This is a genomic window from Bacteroides sp. 3_1_23, assembly GCF_000162555.1.
Classification (GTDB): domain Bacteria; phylum Bacteroidota; class Bacteroidia; order Bacteroidales; family Bacteroidaceae; genus Bacteroides; species Bacteroides ovatus.
The window spans coordinates 943,136-963,566 of record NZ_GG774955.1; the positions used below are offsets into that span (position 1 = coordinate 943,136).

Consider the following 20,431-nt stretch of genomic DNA (forward strand, 5'->3'; position numbering starts at 1 on the left):
TTCCCACTATTCGAATTTGACAGTTACTTCTGCAAGTTTGTTGCCGTAAATCCAGTCCGGTCCCTCCTGGATCAGGCGGATTGCTTCCTTATCAGCAGACTCGCAAAGGCTCTCTTTTACTTTGATGTAGAAGGGACGCCCTTCTTTATTAACAAGGAAAGTTAATACAACTTTTCCTTTCACTTGTGCGCACTTTTCATCCGCCGGACGAACGAGATTCTCCTTCAGGTATTTCTGATAGCTACGTTTACCGATGACAGGTTGTGGAGTGATCTCTTTCTCTGCCTGTTCCTCAACCTTCACAACACTTCCGAGGGTTGTTGACTTCTTATTTTTCTTAGCGCCATATCCCACTACCACCACTTCATTGAGTGTCTGTTTGTTTTCGTTCATGGCAATGAGCATCGTCCGGCTGGTATCTACCCGGATTTCTACCGGATCATATCCGATATATTCCGCTGTCAATCGTTTCTTATCATCCTTTTTGACTAACGAAAATTCTCCATTCATATTTGTGATGGTTCCGATATTCGTTCCTTTATATGTCACACTGGCTCCGATAAGCGGTTCCCCTTTTTTGTCGGTCACTATTCCTTTAATCATGTTATTTTGGGGAAGGATAGTCGCTACCTTAGCCATCTTCATTTTCTTATCTGATTCAGATTCGAAAGTATCTATCGTTGCTACTACTTCTTGCAATGCAGCAGTCTCTTCCGAGACTTCTTCCATCATCGGCACAGCTGCCACAGGCGCACCTTGTGGTTGCGAAGTCGTTTGGATTTTGGCAATCATATCTTTCTTATCCGCTTGTCTCGCAGTAATTTCGGAAATAGGAGTGGAATCCGTTTTTACCTTTGTAGTAGCTAATGCGATTTCCTTTTGCGGAGTTGCGGGAACTGTTGGAGTGGCAGGAATTGCCGGAGTTGGTGGAGCTGCGGGTTCAGCCAACTTTGTGGAAACACTCTCTTCCGCAATGAACACTTCATCTGTCATGCTCTTTTTCAGGAACAGGAAATAACTGCTGATACCGAATCCGATAATCAGACACGCAGCGATGCTCCAGGTGATAGCATAAGTGTTCTTTTTCTTTGCCGAATGAGCAGAAACCTGCATCCGCAGTTTCTCGATCCGTTGTTCGTGATTTCCCTCCACCTGGTTGTATCCATCCATAGCATCGGCCAGGAAAGGGTCTTGCATCGACTCTTTTTCCAGCCGGTGTGCCTCTTTTCCTTTGCGGAGTCCTCGTATGTAGTCCAATAGTTTCATAGGGCTTGTTTCTTAATACAAATTTTTAAGTTTCGCTTTCCGTTTTGGATATAGCTTTTCACATTGTTCAGAGTAAATCCGGTCTGTTCCACAATGTCGGCATACGACATTTCCTCTAAAAAGAAACGCGTAATGCTGGTCCGTTGTTCTTCGGGCAACTTTTCGAGACAGTGATGTAATGCCTTTAGTTGTTCCTCTGAACTTTCCTCCTCACTTAATAGATGCAGAAATTCGTCGGATTCCATAACATTAACGGTATAATCTAACGTAATTTCTTTATTTTCCTTTCGTAAAAGTTGCAAGCAATGATTCTTTGCCACCCGGTAGAGCCATGGCTTGAACACTTTTATCTCATAATTTCCCAGTTTAGGCAATAAATCTTCAAACAACTGCATGACCGCCTCCTGTGCCCGGTCTTCATCATGCAGGTATTTCAGGCAAAGTCCGTATAGTAACGGGATATATCGGTTATATAATTCGCCGAAATATTCCGTATCGCCGGACTTCGTGTAATGTATTAGTAATTCCTCGTCCGATAGTTTTGATATTTTTCTTTTGAAAAACAACATCTATTCCTCTTCTTCGTCAATAATGACTTGATATTTTTCTTTCATTTCTTCAAAATCGCCTGTAATCTGATCTAATATTTCATGTGTATCCGTACTCTTTACCAATGCGGGCATACCGTAATAGATAGATGCCTTATATGGCAACAGTATCATTTTTCCTTTGGGCAGAGAACGTCCCATACCGGTCATGAATACGGGAATATATTTCACTTCAGGCCGCAGAGACAGGATGCGTGCTATGCCGGATTTAATTTTTCCCATCTGTTCCGGCTTTCCTCTGGTTCCTTCCGGAAAAAGAATCAGTGAATATCCGGCGTCGATGGCTTCAAGCATCTTACGGATCGGATCATGTTCCGAATCTTTTTCTCCTTTTCTTCTGATTAGCAGTGTGTTGATGAAAAAGTTGCTGATGGAAGCCTGAAAGCGGGTTTTCCCGAAATAATCTTCTGCTGCTACGGGTTTGACTTTCCATAAAAGTCCTCCGGGCAGGGAAGATAACAAGCTTAGGGTGTCCAGATGGCTGTTGTGGTTGGCAAGGATGATGAATTGCTTTTCCTTTTTGAGGAACTGGCAATCGGTGAACTGAACTCCTACAACCAATTTCAGGAACCATTGGAATACACCTTTATATATAATCTGCATGGCAGCAGCTTGCATGAATCTTTTTTCCATTCTCTCCGTTTAATATGCAATGTAATAAACTAAATGAAAAAATACAGGAGCTGTGTAGGCCAGAGAATCTATCCGGTCGAATACTCCTCCATGACCGGGAATACTGTTCCCCATGTCCTTAATTCCTTTATCTCTCTTGATGGCGGAGATGACTACGTCTCCCGAGAATCCGGCAATCGCAACGAGAGCACTTACCAGGATAACGTTGGGAGCGGAGAGGGGAGTCAGGAAACCGAGGAAGTAACCAATGACGGTAGTACTGATTACACCGCCCAGAAATCCTTCCCACGTTTTGTTCGGACTTACTTTCGGGAGTATCTTATGTCGTCCGAGAAGTTTGCCCCAGATAAATTGCATAACATCGTTGATTTCCGTAAGGAATACAAGGAATAATAGCAGACCTCGTCCTCCTGCATTGAATCCCGGAAGTTCAGGAAGCGACAGGAGATAAGCGAGGTGACTGATACCGAATACTGAAAGCATCAGAATCCACTGCAACAGAGCCATCGACTTGGTAATTCCGTGGGTGTCTCCCTTTAAAACAAGTCGTAAGGGCAATACGAGAAACATAACTACCGGAATGAAGATGATGAATGCTCCATACCAGGCAAGGTAAGCAAGGTAATATTGAATGGGAATGGCCAATATCCCCCAAAACAATGCTCCGCGATCTGCCTCTCTGAATCCCAACACCGAATACAGTTCTCTGAAAGCGATGAAAGAGAGAAAGGCAAGGAAGAAGTAAGAAATGTTATAGCTGATAAATACAGCGCCGATAAACATGCCCGCCATGATCCACCATGAACGCGTGCGGGCGGAGAGTTCGCTGATATTTGTTTTTGGAGAGATCTTCTTTACGAGAAAAAGAATAAGGCTTGCCGTAACAAGCAGTCCGATGATGAGCGAAATGACGATAATCAATTCATCGCTTAGCGTAGGAAATATGATATCCAGTAGTTCTTTCATTTTATTTCATTGTTTGTTGTGTGTGACATGAGGTACAGACGGTGTATCAGTGTTGCGACAAGGCCGACGTTGATTATTATCAGAGCTATGAGACATACCATCCGGTCGTATCCTGCGTGAATGGTGCAGGTGGCTACTACAAAGGCAAGCGTGAGCAATGCCATGCGGTGTTGCTTGGCCATCGGACCGTTAAAGAAATGCTGGTGCGTTTTGTAGGCTCCTATCCAGCGGAAATAAGCTGTCATAACGGCAAGAAGGGCCGCTAGCCATCCCAGTTCAATACCGAATCCACCTGCTATATATCCGATGGGAATGATGAACAAAGCATCAGCAAAGCGGTCGGGCATATCATTGTAGAGATCTCCGTTGGCACTTTTCTTCCCTCCTTCAATAGCTACCATCCCATCGAACAGGTTGCAGAGTAACCGCGACTGCATGCAAACGATGAACAGAATGTAGGCTACATACTTGTTAAAACCGGGATCAATGACTGTGCCGATCAACAGAAGGCACCCCACCATAGCGAAGAATACGCTCATCATGGAAATTTGATTGGGAGTGACACCCCAACGAGTTAGTTTGCGGGCAATAATAGTAGCCCAGGCCGTGTTTCGTGAGGCTATTTCCCGCCTTCCGTCGACTTCGTTTTTCATATTTATAATATGTTTATGATCGGCAAATATACACATCATCTTAAGAGTTGCAAAGGAATGAGTGAGAATTTTGAAATGACTCTTTTTTCTGCCGGATAAAAAAAAGTTCAGGCAATTTATGGAATCTGTGTGAAATGTGCATCTCTATAATAAAAGCGAACTAATAGTAACATTTTAAAATAAGAAGTTATGAAAACAAATCAATTCAGAGCGATGATGCTCGTACTGCTAATGGCGGTTATTTCTTTAGGTAGGATGAATGCGCAAGTTATTACTGTGTCGGGTACGGTGACGGATGCAAAGGATGGAAATCCGCTTGTAGGTTGTTCGGTACAGATCAAGGGTACTTCGAAGGGTGCAATAACGAATATGAAGGGCCAGTACACCATTCAGGCCAAGAAGGGGGAGACGTTGTTGTTCCAGTATATCGGGTATAAGCAAGAGAGAAGGGTGGTGAAATCGGCTACGCTGGATGTGAAGATGAAAGCTGATGATGTGGTATTGGAAGAATGTGTAGTGGTAGGATACGGGCATGAGCTAAAGGCTACTAAATCGGTGTCTGCTGCTTATATGGCGGTATGTCCGACACCGGGAATCATGTATGATGCTGTAAATGCGGAAGAATACGGGCAGATTCAGGAGAATGGATTTAAGAGTGTGTCGGATGCTCCGCTTTCTACTTTCTCTATTGATGTAGATGCTGCTTCTTATAGTAATATGCGTCGTTTTATCAATAAAGGTGAATTGCCTCCTGTAGATGCTATCCGTACGGAAGAATTAGTGAACTACTTTTCCTATGATTATCCGAAACCGACAGGAAGTGATCCTGTGAAAATCACGATGGAAGCCGGAGCATGTCCCTGGAATGCGGATCACCGTCTTGTGCGTATCGGCTTGAAAGCTAGAGAAATTCCGACGGATAATTTGCCTGCATCTAACCTGGTGTTTCTGATTGACGTCTCCGGCTCTATGTGGGGAGCCAACCGGTTGGATTTGGTGAAATCATCTCTCAAATTGTTGGTAAACAACTTACGGGATAAAGATAAAGTAGCTATCGTGACTTATGCAGGCAGTGCCGGTGTGAAACTGGAGGCCACTCCGGGTAGTGACAAACAGAAGATTCGTGAAGCGATAGATGAATTGACGGCAGGTGGTTCTACGGCAGGTGGTGCGGGTATCCTGTTGGCGTATAAAATAGCCAAGAAGAATTTTATCTCTAATGGTAACAACCGTATCATACTTTGCTCCGACGGTGATTTTAATGTGGGTGTTTCTTCCGCCGAAGGATTGGAACAATTGATTGAAAAAGAACGTAAGAGTGGAGTGTTCCTTACCGTATTAGGTTATGGCATGGGTAATTATAAAGATAAGAAGATTCAGGTGTTGGCAGAAAAGGGAAACGGTAATCATGCTTATATAGATAACTTGCAGGAAGCCAATCGTGTTTTAGTAGGCGAATTCGGCGCTACATTGCATACAGTGGCGAAAGACGTCAAACTGCAAGTGGAATTTAATCCTTCCCAAGTGCAGGCGTATCGTTTGATTGGTTACGAAAGCCGTCTGTTGAAAGACGAAGACTTTAATAATGATGCTAAAGATGCCGGAGATATGGGTGCGGGACATACGGTAACTGCTTTTTACGAAGTGATTCCTACAGGTATAAAGAATGAATATGTGGGTAAAATAGACGATCTGAAATATCAGAAGAAAGAGAAAGTGACAGTGAAACCGACAGGCTCTAATGATCTCCTGACTGTGAAACTGCGTTATAAAGCTCCGGATAAAGATGTCAGCAAGAAAATGGAACTTCCTTTCGTTGATAATAAAGGTAATAATGTTTCTTCTGATTTCCGCTTTGCTTCTGCAGTGGCTATGTTCGGACAGTTGCTTCGGGACTCTGACTTCAAAGGAAATGCCAGTTACGATAAAGTGATTAATCTGGCCAAACAGGGACTGAATAATGATGATAAAGGATATAGAAGAGAATTCATCCGTTTGGTTGAGGCTGCCAAAGGATTGGAAAGAACGAATAAGAACTAGGAAATCGGGCGGGAGTCATTGTGAGTGTACGCTATATGACTATGCGTAAGATTCGCAGATATGAATGAACGTAGAATTCCAGATGGATAATCGTAGAAAATGATAGTGACGGTATATGTTCGGGATAGTGACGCTATACAACAGCGATAGCGTCACTATCATTTATTTCGTCCGAATTTCGTCCGACCTGAAACGAAAAATAGCCGTAAACTTATCGTTTACAGCTATTTAACTCTGCACGGGAGGAGAGGCTCGAACTCCCGACACCCGGTTTTGGAGACCGGTGCTCTACCAACTGAGCTACTCCCGTGTTTGCGGCTGCAAAGGTAGTAGAAACTTCTGAATCTCCAAACATTCGGGTAAATAAGTTTTGAATTATTTTAATTTTTCCCACTCATCGGGCTTAAAACCGACTAGAACGAAGCTGTCTGTCACTACCAATGGGCGTTTCACCAATTTACCGTTGGTTGCCAATAGTGCTATCTGTTCTTCCTCACTCATTGCAGGTAGCTTCTCGCTTAGTTTCAGCTCTTTATATACTAATCCGCTCGTGTTGAAGAATTTCTTCACCGGCAGACCGCTGCGCGGAATCCATGCCTTTAATTCTTCCACCGTAGGATTTTCTTCTACGATTAAGCGGTTGGTAAACTCAATGTTATTTTCTGTTAACCATTTCTTGGCTTTTTGGCATGTGCTGCATGCCGGGTACTGCAAAAATAATGTTGCCATATTCATTTATAATTTAATACTTGATATTTAATACTTAATATTTAATACTTAATACTTAATACTTAATACTTAATACTTAATACTTGAACTTCACTTCAATATCTGTAAATCCTGAAACATAATCCGGTAAGCGGCCGCTTTCTTGTCCAATGCTAATGGATACGCCCTTGATGATGAGGGCATCCGGTAAAGCCGCATGGCACGTCCTTCGAAAACAAATTCGGAGTAATCACCTACTTTGGGTTCTTCTATGTCGAATTGCTGTCGGAGAGTGTCCGTTGCTTTTTGGCCCGTAGTGACGATTGCTTTGCATTCGGGAAGCTGCCGCAGTAATGCTGCAACATCGGTGGCTTCCACTACTTCAAGAAACTTGTCCGATGCATTATCCTGCAACCGGCGAATGGATGAAGCAGTATCAAATAGGGCAATCCCCTTTTCGTTTAAAAAGTCTATGATTTGCTCGCGGCAGAACGATTTTAGTGTCGAATTCAGAAAGTGATTCTTATCATTAAAGAATAAGATTCCATATATACGCCACATGTCGTTGTTTAGGTTCGGGTAGTAAAACTCCATAGACCAACGTTTTTTCTGTGGCGGAAAACTTCCCAGCATAAGTAATTTTGATTTCGCTGGGAGAAACGGTTCTAACGGATGTATTTCGATTTCCATAATTTCTTTCATTTTAATTTCGTACAAAAATAGTGATAATGTTTATTTCCTTCAAAATCAATGAGAAAAAATGCTAGATTTAAAATAATTAGTTATTTTTGCGGCGTGATGAACAAACAATATTTTATTATATCATTGAAAAAAGAAGTTTTTGTGAGTTGCTTCTTAATAGGCCTGTTTTTTCTGGAGGGAGGAAATTGTTATGCTTCGGAGCAACAAGTGTTAAGAGGGACGATAGAAGTTCCTTCTGATCATAATACCGTGAGAGGGCGTGTAATTGATATCTATGGTGAACCACTGATCGGTGCTACAATACGCGAAAAGGGGGGAGCCAATGGTACTGTGACCGATATTGATGGAAAATTCTTTTTGTCTGTGCCGGATAGTGCTGTCTTACAAGTTTCTTTTGTGGGTTATAAGACTGTAGAAGTCAATGTGGCAGGTCGGAATGTGCTTGAAATACGTCTTCAGGAAGATGCGGTGATGCTTGAACATGTCATCGTAACGGCCTTGGGACTTGAAAAGGATGAAGCTACATTGGCCTATTCTGTGCAAAAAATCAAGGGAGAAGAACTGAACCGTGTCAAAGAAGTAAATATGATTGCTGCCCTGGCAGGAAAAGCTGCCGGTGTGCAAATCAACAAAAACTCTTCCGGTATGGGCGGTTCCGCAAAAGTCAGTCTCCGGGGAATCCGTTCGGTATCCGGTGATAATCAACCGCTTTATGTAATAGATGGAGTGCCGATGTCGAACACCTCTTCCGAACAGGCTTATTCGGCTATTGGTGGTACGGCGAATGCAGGGAATCGTGATGGAGGAGACGGAATCTCTAATCTGAATCCGGAAGATGTAGAAAGCATCAGTATTCTGAAAGGTGCTCCTGCTGCCGCTTTATATGGTAGCATGGCTGCTAACGGAGTGATTCTTATTACGACTAAAAAAGGCAACTCTGTCGGACAAAGGAATATTAATTTCTCTACAGGACTCACTTTCGAGAAAGCATTCAGTATGCCTAAAATGCAGAATCGTTATGGTGTCAGTGATGTGGTAGACAGTTGGGGAGAGAAAGAGAATCTGATGGCTTATGATAATCTGGATGATTTTTTCCGTACCGGATTGACATCGATGACTTCCGTATCTATCAGTTATGGAAATGAAAACCTGCAAACTTATTTCTCCTATGCCAATACTACCGGAAAGGGGATTATCGACAAGAATAAACTGAAAAAGCATAATATAAACTTGCGTGAGACGGCTACCATGTTCGACAAACGTCTGAAACTGGACGGTAGTGTGAATGTGATGAAACAGACCGTCGAGAATAAGCCGGTGTCGGGAGGTTTCTATATGAATCCGTTGGTAGGGCTCTATCGTTTTCCTCGTGGGGAGGATTTGTCTTATTATAAAGATCATTTTGAAACCTATGACGAAGAACGGAAACTGGGTGTGCAGAATTGGCATACGTTTACCGAAGACTTCGAACAGAATCCATACTGGATAACGAACCGCATACAAAGTAAAGAAACACGTACACGCATTACCCTTTCTCTTTCAGCAAACTTTAAGGTAAATGATTGGCTGACGATTCAAGCCCGTGGAAACATGGATTATTGGGCGGACAAGTTACGCCAGAAATTCTATGCGTCTACTGCCACCGCCCTGTGTGGAGCGAACGGACGATATATCGAGATGGATTATCAGGAAACCCAGATGTATGGTGATGTCATGGCGATGGTGAAGAAAACCTGGGGGGATTTTACACTGGATGCGGCGATTGGTGGTAGTATAAATGATAAAGTCGTTAATTCTACCCGATATGATTCGAAAAATGCATCTTTGAAGTTTGCTAATGTGTTTAATATTGCCAATATCGTCATGAACAGTTCTGCCAGTATTGACCAGCGAATAGATCAACGCCGTCAGTTGCAATCTATATTCGGTACGGCACAGATCGGTTATAAGGAAAAATTGTTTCTTGATTTGACGGCCCGTAATGACTGGGCGTCAACCTTGTCTTATACCAGCCATGAAAAATCCGGATTCGCTTATCCTTCTGTAGGGCTTTCCATGCTACTTGATAAATGGGTGAAGTTACCCGAATGGGTTTCTTTCGCAAAATTGCGTGGCGCTTATAGTAAAGTAGGGAATGATATTCCTCCATTTATCACTAATCCCTCTTCGCAGATCAATGCCGGTGGCGAGATACAGGCGAATGACGCCGCACCTTTCAAGGAAATGGAGCCGGAAATGACTCATGCCATCGAATTTGGAACTGAATGGCGATTCTTTCAACACCGTTTAGGGGTTAATCTGACTTATTATCGTACCAATACTTATAATCAATTCTTCAAACTTCCCGCACTTGCAGGTGATAAGTATGCTTACCGATATGTAAATGCCGGAAATATCCAGAATCGGGGATGGGAATTGACACTGAATGGAACTCCCGTATTAACTCCTGATTTCAACTGGAAAACTTCTGTAAACTTCTCTACCAATAAGAATAAGATAGTGAAGTTGCACGAAGATCTGAAAGAAATGATTTACGGGCCTACCAGTTTTTCTTCCAGCTATGCCATGAAACTTATTAAAGGCGGTTCTATCGGTGATATATATGGTAAGGCTTTTGTGCGCGATGATGCAGGCAATATCGTTTACGAAACAGAGGGTGATAATAAAGGACTTCCATTGGTGGAGGGCGATGGGAATACGGTGAAAGTAGGAAATGCCAACCCTGTCTTTATGATGGGATGGGATCATACATTCTCTTACAAAGGCTTCACCCTTTATTTTCTGCTTGATTGGCGCTACGGAGGCGAAGTCCTTTCGCAGACACAGGCGGAAATGGATCTTTATGGAGTATCTGAAATAACGGCCGATGCGCGTGATAGGGGATATGTAATGCTCGACGGTCAGCGTATAGACAATGTGAAAGGATTCTATAAAATAGTAGGCGGGCGTGCCGGGGTGACGGAATATTATATGTATGATGCTACGAATTTACGGTTGCGTGAAGTATCATTGAGCTATAATTTCTCCAAGAAGTGGATACAGAAAACGAAGGTACTGAAAGATGTTCAGCTTTCGTTTGTAGCTCGCAATCTATGTTTCTTGTATAAGAAAGCTCCTTTTGATCCGGATTTGGTACTTTCTACCGGAAATGATAATCAAGGAATTGAAGTGTTCGGAATGCCTACGACCCGTAGTTTGGGCTTTACTCTGAAATGTGAATTTTAAAGGCAGGAGAGAGAAATGAAGAGAAAATATGTATATCTATATTTGTTGGGTTTATTGCTGTTCTCTGTAGCTTGTACCGGTAATTTCCGTGATTACAATACCGATTTGTCCGGTATCACGGATGATGACTTGATTATTGATGACAATGGCTATGGAATCCGTTTGGGAATTATTCAGCAAGGTATTTATTTTAATTACGACTACGGAAAAGGAAAGAACTGGCCTTTCCAACTGATACAGAATCTGAACGCGGACATGTTCAGTGGGTATATGCATGACGGCAAACCTCTGAACGGGGGCTCGCATAATTCCGATTATAATATGCAGGACGGCTGGAATAGCGCTATGTGGACACACATGTATTCTTATATTTTCCCACAGATATATCAGTCGGAGAATGCTACCCGGAATACACATCCTGCTCTGTTCGGGATAACGAAAATATTAAAGGTGGAAGCGATGCATCGTGTGACGGATTATTATGGTCCTATCATTTATAAGAATTTTGCTAATGCCGAAAAACATTACCGTCCGGATAAACAGGAGGATGTCTATTATGAGTTTTTCAATGAACTCGATTCTGCTGTAGTTGCTCTCACCAACTATATAGATGAGAAACCGGAATCCAATGGATTTGCACGTTTTGATATTTTGTTGGACGGGAAATATCCTTCCTAGGTAAAGTTTGCCAATTCCCTGCGTCTGCGTCTGGCAATGCGCCTTGCTTCTGTTGCTCCAGATAAAGCGCATGCTGAAATACAGAAAATAAAGGAAAATGGTTACGGCTTCTTTGAAGCGGAAACAGGAGGAGTGTTTGTTTCTACCAAATCCGGGTATACCAATCCATTGGGAGAACTTAACCGTGTCTGGAATGAAACTTACATGAGTGCTAACATGGAATCAATTTTGACCGGATATAACGATCCCCGTTTGGAAATTTATTTTGAACCCTGTACGGATGAGGCTCTTAAAGGACAGTATCGTGGAATTCGCCAGGGAACCTGCTTTGCTCATAGTCATTATTCGGGATTGTCAAAGCTGTTTGTCAAGCAGGATACTGATACACCTCTGATGACTGCTTCGGAAGTCTGGTTTCTGCGTGCCGAAGCCGCTTTGCGCGGATGGACGGATGAAGATGAAGAAGCTTGTTACCGAAACGGTGTAACTACCTCTTTTCATCAATGGGGAATTTATGGGGTGGAGGATTACCTGAAAAGTGAGCTGACAGCTTCCGACTTTATAGATACTTATGATGAAGAAAATAATATAGAAGCGCGTTGTAAAGTCACTCCCAAATGGAATCCGCAGGATGATAAGGAGACAAAACTGGAGAAGATTATCACGCAGAAATGGATTGCCATGTTCCCGGAAGGTTGCGAAGCCTGGACCGAACAAAGACGGACGGGATATCCCCGTTTATTTCCCGTTCGATTCAATCATAGTAGGAGCGGATGCATCGACACGGAGATCATGGTGCGCCGTCTTAATTTCCCAGGTACATTGCAGACAGAAGACTCGGAGCAATATTCTGCTCTTGTCGAGGCTTTAGGCGGAGATGACCATGGAGGTACAAGACTCTGGTGGGATACGGGAAATAATAACCTGGAATAAAAAAAGACAGAAGTAATGTGTTTATATGTGTAGCTTTAACTATTTTTGCATCTTCATTTAAACACATTTACTTATGAAACAAATTATCTCTGCTCTTTTCCTCTGTATGTTGCTCTCTGCCGTACCGGGATTGCAGGCGCAAAACATTCAGCTGCATTATGATTTCGGACGTTCTTTGTACGATAAAGATTTGCAAGGTCGCCCGCTGTTCACCTCCACTGTGGAGAAGTTTCAGCCTGATACTTGGGGAAGCACTTATTTCTTTGTCGATATGGATTACACTTCCGAAGGTGTCGCTTCCGCTTATTGGGAAATAGCGCGTGAACTGAAATTCTGGAAAGGTCCTTTTTCTGCACATCTTGAATATAACGGTGGATTATCGAAAGGCATGTCTTATAAAAATGCTTATCTGGCAGGAGCTACCTACACTTTTAATAATGCTTCCTTTTCCAAAGGCTTTACGCTGACTGCTATGTATAAGTATATTCAGAAACACCAATCGCCCAACAACTTCCAGCTGACAGGTACGTGGTACGTGAATTTCTGCCGCAATCTGCTCACTTTCTCCGGCTTTGCCGACTGGTGGCGCGAAGAAACCAACTATGGAAAGACTATCTTTCTCTCCGAACCACAATTCTGGGTAAACCTAAACAAAATCAAAGGAGTAAATAAAAATTTCAATCTTAGTGTTGGCTCCGAAGTCGAATTGAGTAATAACTTCGGCGGTCGTGATGGCTTTTATGTTATCCCGACACTCGCTCTGAAATGGACGCTGAACTAAAAAACGGATTATAAGAAATAGAATTAAAAAAAGTCGGACTAAAAGAAGCTGGACTTCAGAATAATCTCTGTTTATCCCTCTGCGAAACTTAAAAAAATATATAGAAACCCTGTTAAATGAAAACTGATTTAATCTACGGCGTAGAAGACCGTCCCCCTTTTAAAGACGCCTTGTTTGCGGCTTTACAACATCTTTTGGCTATTTTCGTAGCGATCATTACACCTCCGCTTATCATCGCAAGTGCCTTGAAACTTGATGTAGAAAAGACAAGCTTTCTGGTTTCCATGTCTCTTTTTGCTTCGGGAGTATCTACCTTTATACAATGCCGCCGCTTTGGTGTGATAGGAGCAAGACTGCTCTGCATCCAGGGAACCAGTTTTTCTTTTATCGGCCCTATCATTGCCACAGGAATGGTAGGCGGATTACCGTTAATTTTCGGTTCCTGTATGGCTGCTGCGCCTATCGAAATGATTGTCAGCCGCACATTCAAATATCTGCGTAATATTATCACTCCGCTGGTTTCCGGTATTGTCGTGCTGCTTATCGGATTGAGTCTGATAAAGGTAGGTATCGTATCTTGCGGAGGCGGATATGCAGCTATGGATAATGGTACGTTTGCTACGTGGGAAAACCTGTCTATTGCAGCACTGGTACTTCTTAGCGTCTTGTTTTTCAACCGTTGCGGGAACAAATACCTGCGTATGAGTTCCATTGTACTCGGACTTTGCCTTGGCTATGGTTTGGCATTTGCTCTGGGAAAAGTGGATATGAGTGCGTTGAATGTGGAAATGCTGATGAGTTTTAATATTCCCCAGCCTTTTAAATATGGTGTTGATTTCAATGTGTCTTCTTTTATAGCCATTGGTCTGGTTTACTTGATAACTGCCATTGAAGCAACAGGTGATGTAACTGCCAACTCTATGATTTCCGGACTTCCCATTGAAGGAGATTCCTATTTGAAACGGGTTTCCGGTGGAGTAATGGCAGATGGATTCAACTCCTTTCTCGCCGGTGTATTCAACTCTTTTCCAAACTCCATCTTTGCACAAAACAACGGTATTATCCAACTGACCGGAGTAGCCAGCCGTTATGTTGGTTATTATATCGCAGCAATGCTCGTCCTTTTGGGTTTATTTCCCATCGTAGGTGCCGTATTTTCCTTAATGCCCGATCCTGTACTGGGCGGTGCAACCTTACTAATGTTCGGCACAGTAGCAGCGGCGGGAATCCGTATTGTCTCCTCACAAGAAATAGGCCGTAAAGAAACTTTGGTATTAGCAGTCAGCCTCTCCTTAGGCTTAGGGGTAGAACTAATGCCGGACGTATTACAACAAGCCCCGGAAGCAATTCGAAGTATCTTCTCTTCAGGGATTACCACCGGAGGCCTAACTGCAATTATTGCAAATATAGTAATACGGGTAAAAGAGTAGGAAACAAGTAGTAGAAACAAGTATTAAGTAATAAGTATTACCGAAGCCGCTGGTTTATACTTGATAGGCGTTGATTAATACTTGTTAGTTGATGCTTGTCGATTAATACTTAATACCTAATTCTTAATACTTAAATTACTCATTTTATCTGTTGTGCGGAAGGGGAAATCAGGATACTCGTAAAGACTGAAACGAGGTTCGGTTTCTCCTTTCGTATAATTCCAGATAGAAGCATAGTCTTCCGGATCTTCTCCCATCTTGGCTAACTGGCGCAGGTAAGCAGCTAGCGATTTATTCTCTACAATATAAATCTGCCCCATCTGATCGATAATCGGGCTATGATGACGAGTACCGTCATGTTCGAAGCGTAGAATTCGTTTTCCTTCTTCAGTTAGTCCCACCAATTGGAAAGTCATGCTTTTACCGATAGCCGGTAAATTCAATACGCTGCGATCAGTGGCAAGGAAAGGTAAATGATGCTTTCTCATGAAGCGTCTTAATTGCTTGGCAACATCCTCTTTAGGCTCCTCTTCTGTTCCTACTTTCGTCTCTAATATCTTATATAACTCCTCCGCCTGTTCCGGTGTCATACGGCCATAAATCTTTTCCTCCTGTTGTTCCTGCATTGAACGACTGTTGGGTGCAAATACCGCATAATTCTCATTGAATCCCTTAACCGAGAAAGTGTAATAACATACCACCCCCAACGAATTGAGCACCTGACGAAGCCGGGTCGTATGCCCTCTACGTGAAGCAGCCACCGTATATACCAACTGATTCGTAATAATCCATCCCGCAGAAAGAATCTTCCGGATCGCTTCTTTAGCTTCAGGAGTAACCTCCAGCGGTGTCTGGAAATGAGTCTGTATAATAAACTGTTTCACACCGATAGCCGATGCTTTCTCCTTGAATTCCCGCAGAACATCAACCAGCCCGTCGTTGATACGCATCGGCAAATAAGCCAACAGACGTGACCCCAACCGTACCCGTTGCAATTCCGCATATTTCTCTCCATCCTTGCGTTCAAGATTCGCCCTTTGTTTGCGTGCCGCCATCCGATACACCGCATCCAGAATATTCTGAAGCGTTTTATTTTGACTCATCAGCGCATCGCCTCCTGTAATAAGAATATCCCGCAATTGCGTATCCTCTTCAAAATAAGCCATTAACCGACGCAACTTACGATCCCATGATTCCTTCGGGCGTAAAGACTCAAATTCGAAATTCAACCGCTCGCTCTGAAAATCATACATACGCTGACAGGAAGCACAAAGTCCTCCGCAAGCCCGTCCCATAGTGTCAGGAATGAGAATAGCCACCTCCGGATACCGCCGATGAATGTTATGCCCGTCCGGCAAAAGCCATCCCGCAGCATTAGGCTTCCCGGCTTCTACAATATCCTCTTTCTCCCACGCGCGAATATTTCCATACGTCTCCACCAAACGTGGAGAATACAGAATATAACTCCGAATAGCCTCGTCATTATACCCATATCCCGTTACATTAAGCAACGATAAATAATAAGGAGTTGCAAAGAACGGCATACCCTTCTTCCGGGCACGATAAAGCAAATACATAGTCTCTGACGAAAGTGAATTTCCCAGGAATCGATTCAACTCGCCCGGACTTTTTATAGCCATTGCCAAATGAAAACGGAAATCGTTCCACCACTCACTTACCAACCTGTATTTTTCTTCATAACTCATTCCCTCCTCAAAGTGAAAACGCACCGAAGGTTTCGACTTCCTGTTCTCAATCTTCTGAATCAGCAAGTGCAACATCCGCTCCTTATTCTCATCCCGCACTTCACGTACCTCTTCATCCAATCCCGTTTCCCACCGGTCATTCCTGCTTTTGATACGCTGTGGCGATGGTAAAGGCACAACCTCTCCCTTCAACCGTTTAAACATCTGGAAAATTTCAATAAACAAATCCGTCGGTATCTCCATATTTTCCAACGTTCCCGTCAGAAACTCATAAAGCAACCGAATCGTCTGTACTGACATATCCTGTCCAGTAGACAGTTCATGGACATTCTGTCCATCATAATCGAGTAAGAGTCGAATTTGCTCCCTCGCCTCCTCCGCAGCCTCATTTTCTATCCTGCAAATTTCCAAAAAACGCAGCATCCCAGCCTTGAACTCTTCCACAGAAGAGCTCTTATCAGCTATCTCCACCACTTCCGGAATTTCTTGATTATAGATTTGTTTCAACTGTGAAAAAGTAAGCGCAAGCATTTTCTTTTGTTTCATAAGCAATCTCTCTATTTTTTAATAATTATAATATACTACCACACCGCATAGTCCCCCTCCGGCCTCGTCTGCACGGCGTCAAGCGAAGGTTTTATTACCGGCGTTAAGAAGGGCAGACTGTTTGAGCGAAGCGAGTTTCTACCCTTTAGACGGGAATGAAACCGGAGTAGCCGGGCAGGCGCAGCCTTGATTTTTTCTTTTGTATCAAGACAAAAGAAAAAAGTACATAAAGATAACAAAAAAAGCGGAGGTACAAAACCCCCGCTTTTTCTATCCTATTAATCTTTACGATTTTCTAACATTTAAAGCGACTTATTTTTTCGTTTCCGTGTCGTCGTTCTTCCGTTTCGGCTCCTTCTTGGCAAGAAGAACAATATTATACACATAATCCGTCATCCACTGTTCAGAGTATCCCAAACGCTCTTTGTACTGGCGAACAGTCGCAGCCGTTTTATGCACATCATCAGCCTTCCACACTGTCTTGGTACAAACATCGTGTACCGTTTTCTGTGTCATACCATACAAAGCCTTCTTAAAGATCGACGGCATACGAAACTTCCACTGCATCAGATTTCCCATCAACATCATCAGATCATTGGAAAATCCCTGATACATGAACAAATAAGATTGAATATCATTTTGAGTGCGGCAGTTACGTTTCACGGAAGAGTCGATTTCCTTAAAGAAGTTCTCGTTCAACCCATAATCCTGCATCAGCATTTTGCGCGCAGCAGATTTTTCGGCCAATCCCAGTTTACCGTTTTGAGTAGGAACTTTAAACAAACGTTTGAAGTTAGCTACGTCCGGCAAGAAGCGGATATTAGTGATACCGAGGTTTGTGGCGATAACTGACTGGAAATACACCCGTGTCAGTGATATGAAATCTTCTACATTGCCGACTTTCGTTTCATCGGATTTTTTCTTGAATAAACCAAATAAGCCCATTGTTATCTCTACAATTTTATTATTTACAATTTACTATTTGAGCGTGTGGAAGGTATATAACATAACTACCATCTGTCAATTTGCGTGCAAAGGTACAAAAACAGTTGGTTTTCACCAACATTCCAAGTCCTTTTCGATGTCCGGCATTGTCTCTTTCTTAAAAACAGGGCTTTGGATGCCAGCTTTCTTTTGCGCGCGGTAATCATTTAGCAGACGGATAGCATATTTTCCGAGGAAAAGGATAGCGATCAGATTACAGATAGCCATTAACGCCATCGTGACATCTGCCAGGCTCCATACCATATCCAATGTGGCAAGTGAACCGAAGAGTACCATACCACCCACCAATATCCTGTAACCATGAAGTACCCATTTCCGGTGAGTGATAAAACGGATATTAGCCTCACCATAATAATAATTCCCCAGAATACTGCTGAAAGCAAAAAAGAAAAGAGCTACGGCAACGAAGATACTGCCCGAAGAACCTATTTCGTTTGTCAACGCCTGTTGAGTCAGCTGCACTCCATTAGCCGAACCATCCAGAGGAGCCCCACTAAAGAGGATGATAAAAGCCGTACAGGTACATATCAATAATGTATCTGTAAATACCGCCAAAGTCTGTATCAACCCTTGTTTTACGGGATGGCTGACATGAGCCGTGGCAGCCGCATTCGGGGCCGAACCCATACCGGCCTCATTGCTGAAAAGTCCTCTCTTGATGCCCTGCATTAATGCCATACCAACTCCTCCTGCCAATGCCTGCTCCCAACCGAAAGCATGGCTGACAATCAGTGCGATAACACCCGGTAAATGAGTGATATTGAGTGCAACAATAACCAGTGCCAGCCCTACATATCCCAAAGCCATAACAGGCACGATAATACTACTGACGCGGGCAATGCGTTGAATACCTCCAAAGATGATAAGCAATGTCAGCAAAGTCAGCACACCTCCCAATATAATATGATTGAACCCAAAAGCATGCTCTGCCGCAGCACAGATCGTATTACTCTGTACAGAATTGAAAGCAAACCCGAAAGTAATGCTTATTAATACGGCAAAAAGCATTCCCATCCACGGTTGTTTCAACCCTTTCTTCATATAATAAGCAGGTCCTCCGATGAACGAATCCTTTCCGCGTATTTTGTATAATTGTCCCAAAGTAGACTCTATGAAAGCACTCGAAGCCCCTAACAGTGCGATGACCCACATCCAGAAAATAGCCCCGGGACCTCCGATGGCAATGGCAGTAGCCACTCCCGCAAGATTCCCCGTACCCACACGGCTGGCGATAGAAATAGCGAATGCCTGAAAAGAAGATACATGTTTCTCTCCCTGTTTTCCTTTGCCGGCGGATTCGCTTAACAGCACGATCATTTCCCGGATCATGCGAAATTGTACAAAGCGTGTCCGTATGCTGAACCAGACAGCACATCCTAATAACATAATAATTAGAATATACGTCCAAAGTATGTCATTAATCTCGTTGATAAAAGTCATAGTTAAGTATTAAGTATAAAGCATTGTTTGTGGTTATTCGTCTTTTATTCGGAAGTAAAATTTATGATTTTCGAATACAGGTTCCACAATATCATAACGAACAAATTTGGCGAGCAGATGTTCAGCGGCACGTCGTGAAAGTCCGGTTTGTCGACAGTAACGGTTGAGTGAGAGTAAAGTTCCGTGCTCCAGTTGATCGAGCAGGAGCTGTTCACGTTCGGTGTAGCGGATGAGTTCTCCACGGGGGCTATCGCTCTGTTGCCATACACGGAGATGTATGGGAGTTGCCAGAATATTTTCGTCCTTGATGCGGAGATAGGCTAGGGGCTTTCCGGTTTCGTCCTTGGCGTAAACCGGTTTATGTGGAGTTTCTTCGATGGTTGCCACTAACACTTGTCGTCCTTCCACTATGTATGTTTGCAGAGAATATTCCACTTCCGGCACGCAATAAAGTTGTGCGGCGGCTTCAATCATATATTTTTCTTCTTCGGAGCGTACTCCTGCGATTTTACCATTGTCTTTAACGCCAATAAGTAATCGTCCTCCGTCCGTGTTGGCAAAGGCCGAAAGTGTTTTGGCTATTTTGCGTGCGTCGGAAATTTCGAATTTAAAGTCTTGTTGCTGGTGCTCTCCTTCAGCAATCAGTGCATGTATATAATCGGTATCTGTAAGCAGTTTCATGGCTACAAAGGTAGGTAAAAAAGGTGAAAAGCCCCTTTTTTAGATATTTTTCGAAGATTATTTCAAAAAAAATATTGATTTTATGCTTTTATTTCGGGAAACAGTGTATTTTTGCGGCACATTATTAACGAAAAAAATAAAAGGATTATGAAAGAATTGGTAGAAAAGGTAGCAGCTCTTTATGCTGACTTCTCAAAAGATGCTAACGCACAGATCGAAAACGGTAACAAAGCAGCAGGAACTCGCGCTCGTAAAGCTTCTTTGGAAATCGAAAAAGCAATGAAAGAATTCCGTAAAGCATCTTTGGAAGCTTCTAAAAAAATAATTTAGAAGACTACTAGGATATTGAAAAAGAGGGCATATCGTGAAGCGATATGCCCTCTTTTTGTTTTAATGTGGAATGACTTTTTATTGTTTTAGTACGGATAGT

Annotated in this window: 16 protein-coding genes, 1 tRNA gene and 1 pseudogene; 6 read left to right on the plus strand and 12 right to left on the minus strand. The window is 42.9% G+C overall.

Annotation, left to right across the window (positions count from 1 at the left end):
* Nucleotides 1-6: 6 nt before the first annotated feature.
* The 5 genes from HMPREF9010_RS03205 to HMPREF9010_RS03185 are packed head-to-tail and all read right to left on the minus strand — an operon-like array spanning nucleotide 7 to nucleotide 4,126.
* Nucleotides 7-1,266 carry a carboxypeptidase-like regulatory domain-containing protein gene (locus HMPREF9010_RS03205; RefSeq protein WP_008651180.1) on the minus strand — a complete coding sequence of 420 codons (1,260 nt, stop codon included), beginning with the start codon at nucleotides 1,264-1,266 and terminating at the stop codon, nucleotides 7-9.
* Nucleotides 1,263-1,835: an RNA polymerase sigma factor gene (locus HMPREF9010_RS03200; RefSeq protein WP_004301947.1), complete on the minus strand. Its 573-nt coding sequence runs from the start codon at nucleotides 1,833-1,835 to the stop codon at nucleotides 1,263-1,265. The genes HMPREF9010_RS03205 and HMPREF9010_RS03200 overlap by 4 nt, the downstream gene beginning before the upstream one ends.
* Nucleotides 1,836-2,492, minus strand: coding sequence for a lysophospholipid acyltransferase family protein (locus HMPREF9010_RS03195; RefSeq protein WP_032852906.1), 657 nt, complete (start codon nucleotides 2,490-2,492; stop codon nucleotides 1,836-1,838).
* A gap of 24 nt (nucleotides 2,493-2,516) precedes the next feature.
* A complete protein-coding gene (locus HMPREF9010_RS03190; protein WP_004301949.1) occupies nucleotides 2,517-3,473 on the minus strand; it encodes a phosphatidate cytidylyltransferase in 957 nt (318 codons plus the stop codon).
* A complete protein-coding gene (locus tag HMPREF9010_RS03185) occupies nucleotides 3,470-4,126 on the minus strand; it encodes a CDP-alcohol phosphatidyltransferase family protein (RefSeq protein ID WP_004308290.1) in 657 nt (218 codons plus the stop codon). The genes HMPREF9010_RS03190 and HMPREF9010_RS03185 overlap by 4 nt, the downstream gene beginning before the upstream one ends.
* A gap of 189 nt (nucleotides 4,127-4,315) precedes the next feature.
* On the opposite strand from HMPREF9010_RS03185, the gene HMPREF9010_RS03180 reads away from it, so the two are divergent.
* Complete coding sequence (locus HMPREF9010_RS03180; RefSeq protein ID WP_008651192.1) at nucleotides 4,316-6,166, plus strand: vWA domain-containing protein; 1,851 nt, start codon at nucleotides 4,316-4,318, stop codon at nucleotides 6,164-6,166.
* 237 nt (nucleotides 6,167-6,403) lie between these two features.
* Here the strand turns inward: HMPREF9010_RS03180 and HMPREF9010_RS03175 are convergent.
* From HMPREF9010_RS03175 to HMPREF9010_RS03165, 3 genes are all read right to left on the minus strand, one after another.
* Nucleotides 6,404-6,476 (minus strand) — tRNA-Trp (locus tag HMPREF9010_RS03175).
* A gap of 65 nt (nucleotides 6,477-6,541) precedes the next feature.
* Nucleotides 6,542-6,895, minus strand: a complete 354-nt coding sequence (locus HMPREF9010_RS03170) for an arsenate reductase family protein (RefSeq protein WP_004308288.1) — start codon at nucleotides 6,893-6,895, stop codon at nucleotides 6,542-6,544.
* A 90-nt stretch (nucleotides 6,896-6,985) separates the two neighbouring features.
* Complete coding sequence (locus HMPREF9010_RS03165) at nucleotides 6,986-7,564, minus strand: uracil-DNA glycosylase family protein (protein ID WP_032852955.1); 579 nt, start codon at nucleotides 7,562-7,564, stop codon at nucleotides 6,986-6,988.
* Between the two features lie 108 nt (nucleotides 7,565-7,672).
* Between HMPREF9010_RS03165 and HMPREF9010_RS03160 the strand changes: the two genes are divergently transcribed.
* The 4 genes and pseudogenes from HMPREF9010_RS03160 (at nucleotide 7,673) to HMPREF9010_RS03145 (ending at nucleotide 14,623) form a co-directional block, all read left to right on the plus strand.
* Nucleotides 7,673-10,801 carry a SusC/RagA family TonB-linked outer membrane protein gene (locus tag HMPREF9010_RS03160; protein WP_032852907.1) on the plus strand — a complete coding sequence of 1,043 codons (3,129 nt, stop codon included), beginning with the start codon at nucleotides 7,673-7,675 and terminating at the stop codon, nucleotides 10,799-10,801.
* A gap of 15 nt (nucleotides 10,802-10,816) precedes the next feature.
* Nucleotides 10,817-12,412 (plus strand): annotated as a pseudogene (locus HMPREF9010_RS03155) (SusD/RagB family nutrient-binding outer membrane lipoprotein).
* 73 nt (nucleotides 12,413-12,485) lie between these two features.
* Nucleotides 12,486-13,193: a DUF5020 family protein gene (locus HMPREF9010_RS03150; protein ID WP_008651196.1), complete on the plus strand. Its 708-nt coding sequence runs from the start codon at nucleotides 12,486-12,488 to the stop codon at nucleotides 13,191-13,193.
* Nucleotides 13,194-13,309: 116 nt separating this feature from the next.
* Entirely contained in the window at nucleotides 13,310-14,623 is a 1,314-nt protein-coding gene (locus HMPREF9010_RS03145) for a nucleobase:cation symporter-2 family protein (RefSeq protein WP_004304803.1), read from the plus strand.
* A gap of 116 nt (nucleotides 14,624-14,739) precedes the next feature.
* On the opposite strand, the gene HMPREF9010_RS03140 is transcribed toward HMPREF9010_RS03145, so the two are convergent.
* The 4 genes from HMPREF9010_RS03140 to HMPREF9010_RS03125 all read right to left on the minus strand — a co-directional run bounded on the left by HMPREF9010_RS03140 (nucleotide 14,740) and on the right by HMPREF9010_RS03125 (nucleotide 20,001).
* Nucleotides 14,740-16,875, minus strand: a complete 2,136-nt coding sequence (locus HMPREF9010_RS03140; protein ID WP_032852909.1) for a KamA family radical SAM protein — start codon at nucleotides 16,873-16,875, stop codon at nucleotides 14,740-14,742.
* A gap of 312 nt (nucleotides 16,876-17,187) precedes the next feature.
* A complete protein-coding gene (locus HMPREF9010_RS03135) occupies nucleotides 17,188-17,820 on the minus strand; it encodes a hypothetical protein (protein ID WP_004301962.1) in 633 nt (210 codons plus the stop codon).
* Between the two features lie 111 nt (nucleotides 17,821-17,931).
* Nucleotides 17,932-19,320, minus strand: coding sequence for an alanine/glycine:cation symporter family protein (locus HMPREF9010_RS03130; RefSeq protein ID WP_004325091.1), 1,389 nt, complete (start codon nucleotides 19,318-19,320; stop codon nucleotides 17,932-17,934).
* 33 nt (nucleotides 19,321-19,353) lie between these two features.
* On the minus strand, nucleotides 19,354-20,001 hold the full coding sequence (locus tag HMPREF9010_RS03125) for a helix-turn-helix domain-containing protein (RefSeq protein ID WP_004308278.1): 648 nt from the start codon (nucleotides 19,999-20,001) through the stop codon (nucleotides 19,354-19,356).
* 147 nt (nucleotides 20,002-20,148) lie between these two features.
* Here HMPREF9010_RS03125 and HMPREF9010_RS03120 point away from each other — a divergent pair, with 147 nt between their 5' ends.
* Nucleotides 20,149-20,331, plus strand: coding sequence for a histone H1 (locus HMPREF9010_RS03120; protein ID WP_008651212.1), 183 nt, complete (start codon nucleotides 20,149-20,151; stop codon nucleotides 20,329-20,331).
* Nucleotides 20,332-20,431 lie beyond the last annotated feature (100 nt).

What these genes read in the sequence shown, in the direction of transcription:
- HMPREF9010_RS03140 (WP_032852909.1), bottom strand. Translation starts at nt 16,875, where the DNA reads ATGAAACAAAAGAAAATGCTTGCGCTTACTTTTTCACAGTTGAAACAA.
- HMPREF9010_RS03160 (WP_032852907.1), top strand. Translation starts at nt 7,673, where the DNA reads ATGAACAAACAATATTTTATTATATCATTGAAAAAAGAAGTTTTTGTG.
- HMPREF9010_RS03125 (WP_004308278.1), bottom strand. Translation starts at nt 20,001, where the DNA reads ATGAAACTGCTTACAGATACCGATTATATACATGCACTGATTGCTGAA.
- HMPREF9010_RS03185 (WP_004308290.1), bottom strand. Translation starts at nt 4,126, where the DNA reads ATGAAAAACGAAGTCGACGGAAGGCGGGAAATAGCCTCACGAAACACG.
- HMPREF9010_RS03145 (WP_004304803.1), top strand. Translation starts at nt 13,310, where the DNA reads ATGAAAACTGATTTAATCTACGGCGTAGAAGACCGTCCCCCTTTTAAA.
- HMPREF9010_RS03135 (WP_004301962.1), bottom strand. Translation starts at nt 17,820, where the DNA reads ATGGGCTTATTTGGTTTATTCAAGAAAAAATCCGATGAAACGAAAGTC.
- HMPREF9010_RS03130 (WP_004325091.1), bottom strand. Translation starts at nt 19,320, where the DNA reads ATGACTTTTATCAACGAGATTAATGACATACTTTGGACGTATATTCTA.
- HMPREF9010_RS03195 (WP_032852906.1), bottom strand. Translation starts at nt 2,492, where the DNA reads ATGCAAGCTGCTGCCATGCAGATTATATATAAAGGTGTATTCCAATGG.
- HMPREF9010_RS03170 (WP_004308288.1), bottom strand. Translation starts at nt 6,895, where the DNA reads ATGGCAACATTATTTTTGCAGTACCCGGCATGCAGCACATGCCAAAAA.
- HMPREF9010_RS03180 (WP_008651192.1), top strand. Translation starts at nt 4,316, where the DNA reads ATGAAAACAAATCAATTCAGAGCGATGATGCTCGTACTGCTAATGGCG.
- HMPREF9010_RS03205 (WP_008651180.1), bottom strand. Translation starts at nt 1,266, where the DNA reads ATGAAACTATTGGACTACATACGAGGACTCCGCAAAGGAAAAGAGGCA.
- HMPREF9010_RS03190 (WP_004301949.1), bottom strand. Translation starts at nt 3,473, where the DNA reads ATGAAAGAACTACTGGATATCATATTTCCTACGCTAAGCGATGAATTG.
- HMPREF9010_RS03200 (WP_004301947.1), bottom strand. Translation starts at nt 1,835, where the DNA reads ATGTTGTTTTTCAAAAGAAAAATATCAAAACTATCGGACGAGGAATTA.
- HMPREF9010_RS03150 (WP_008651196.1), top strand. Translation starts at nt 12,486, where the DNA reads ATGAAACAAATTATCTCTGCTCTTTTCCTCTGTATGTTGCTCTCTGCC.
- HMPREF9010_RS03165 (WP_032852955.1), bottom strand. Translation starts at nt 7,564, where the DNA reads ATGGAAATCGAAATACATCCGTTAGAACCGTTTCTCCCAGCGAAATCA.
- HMPREF9010_RS03120 (WP_008651212.1), top strand. Translation starts at nt 20,149, where the DNA reads ATGAAAGAATTGGTAGAAAAGGTAGCAGCTCTTTATGCTGACTTCTCA.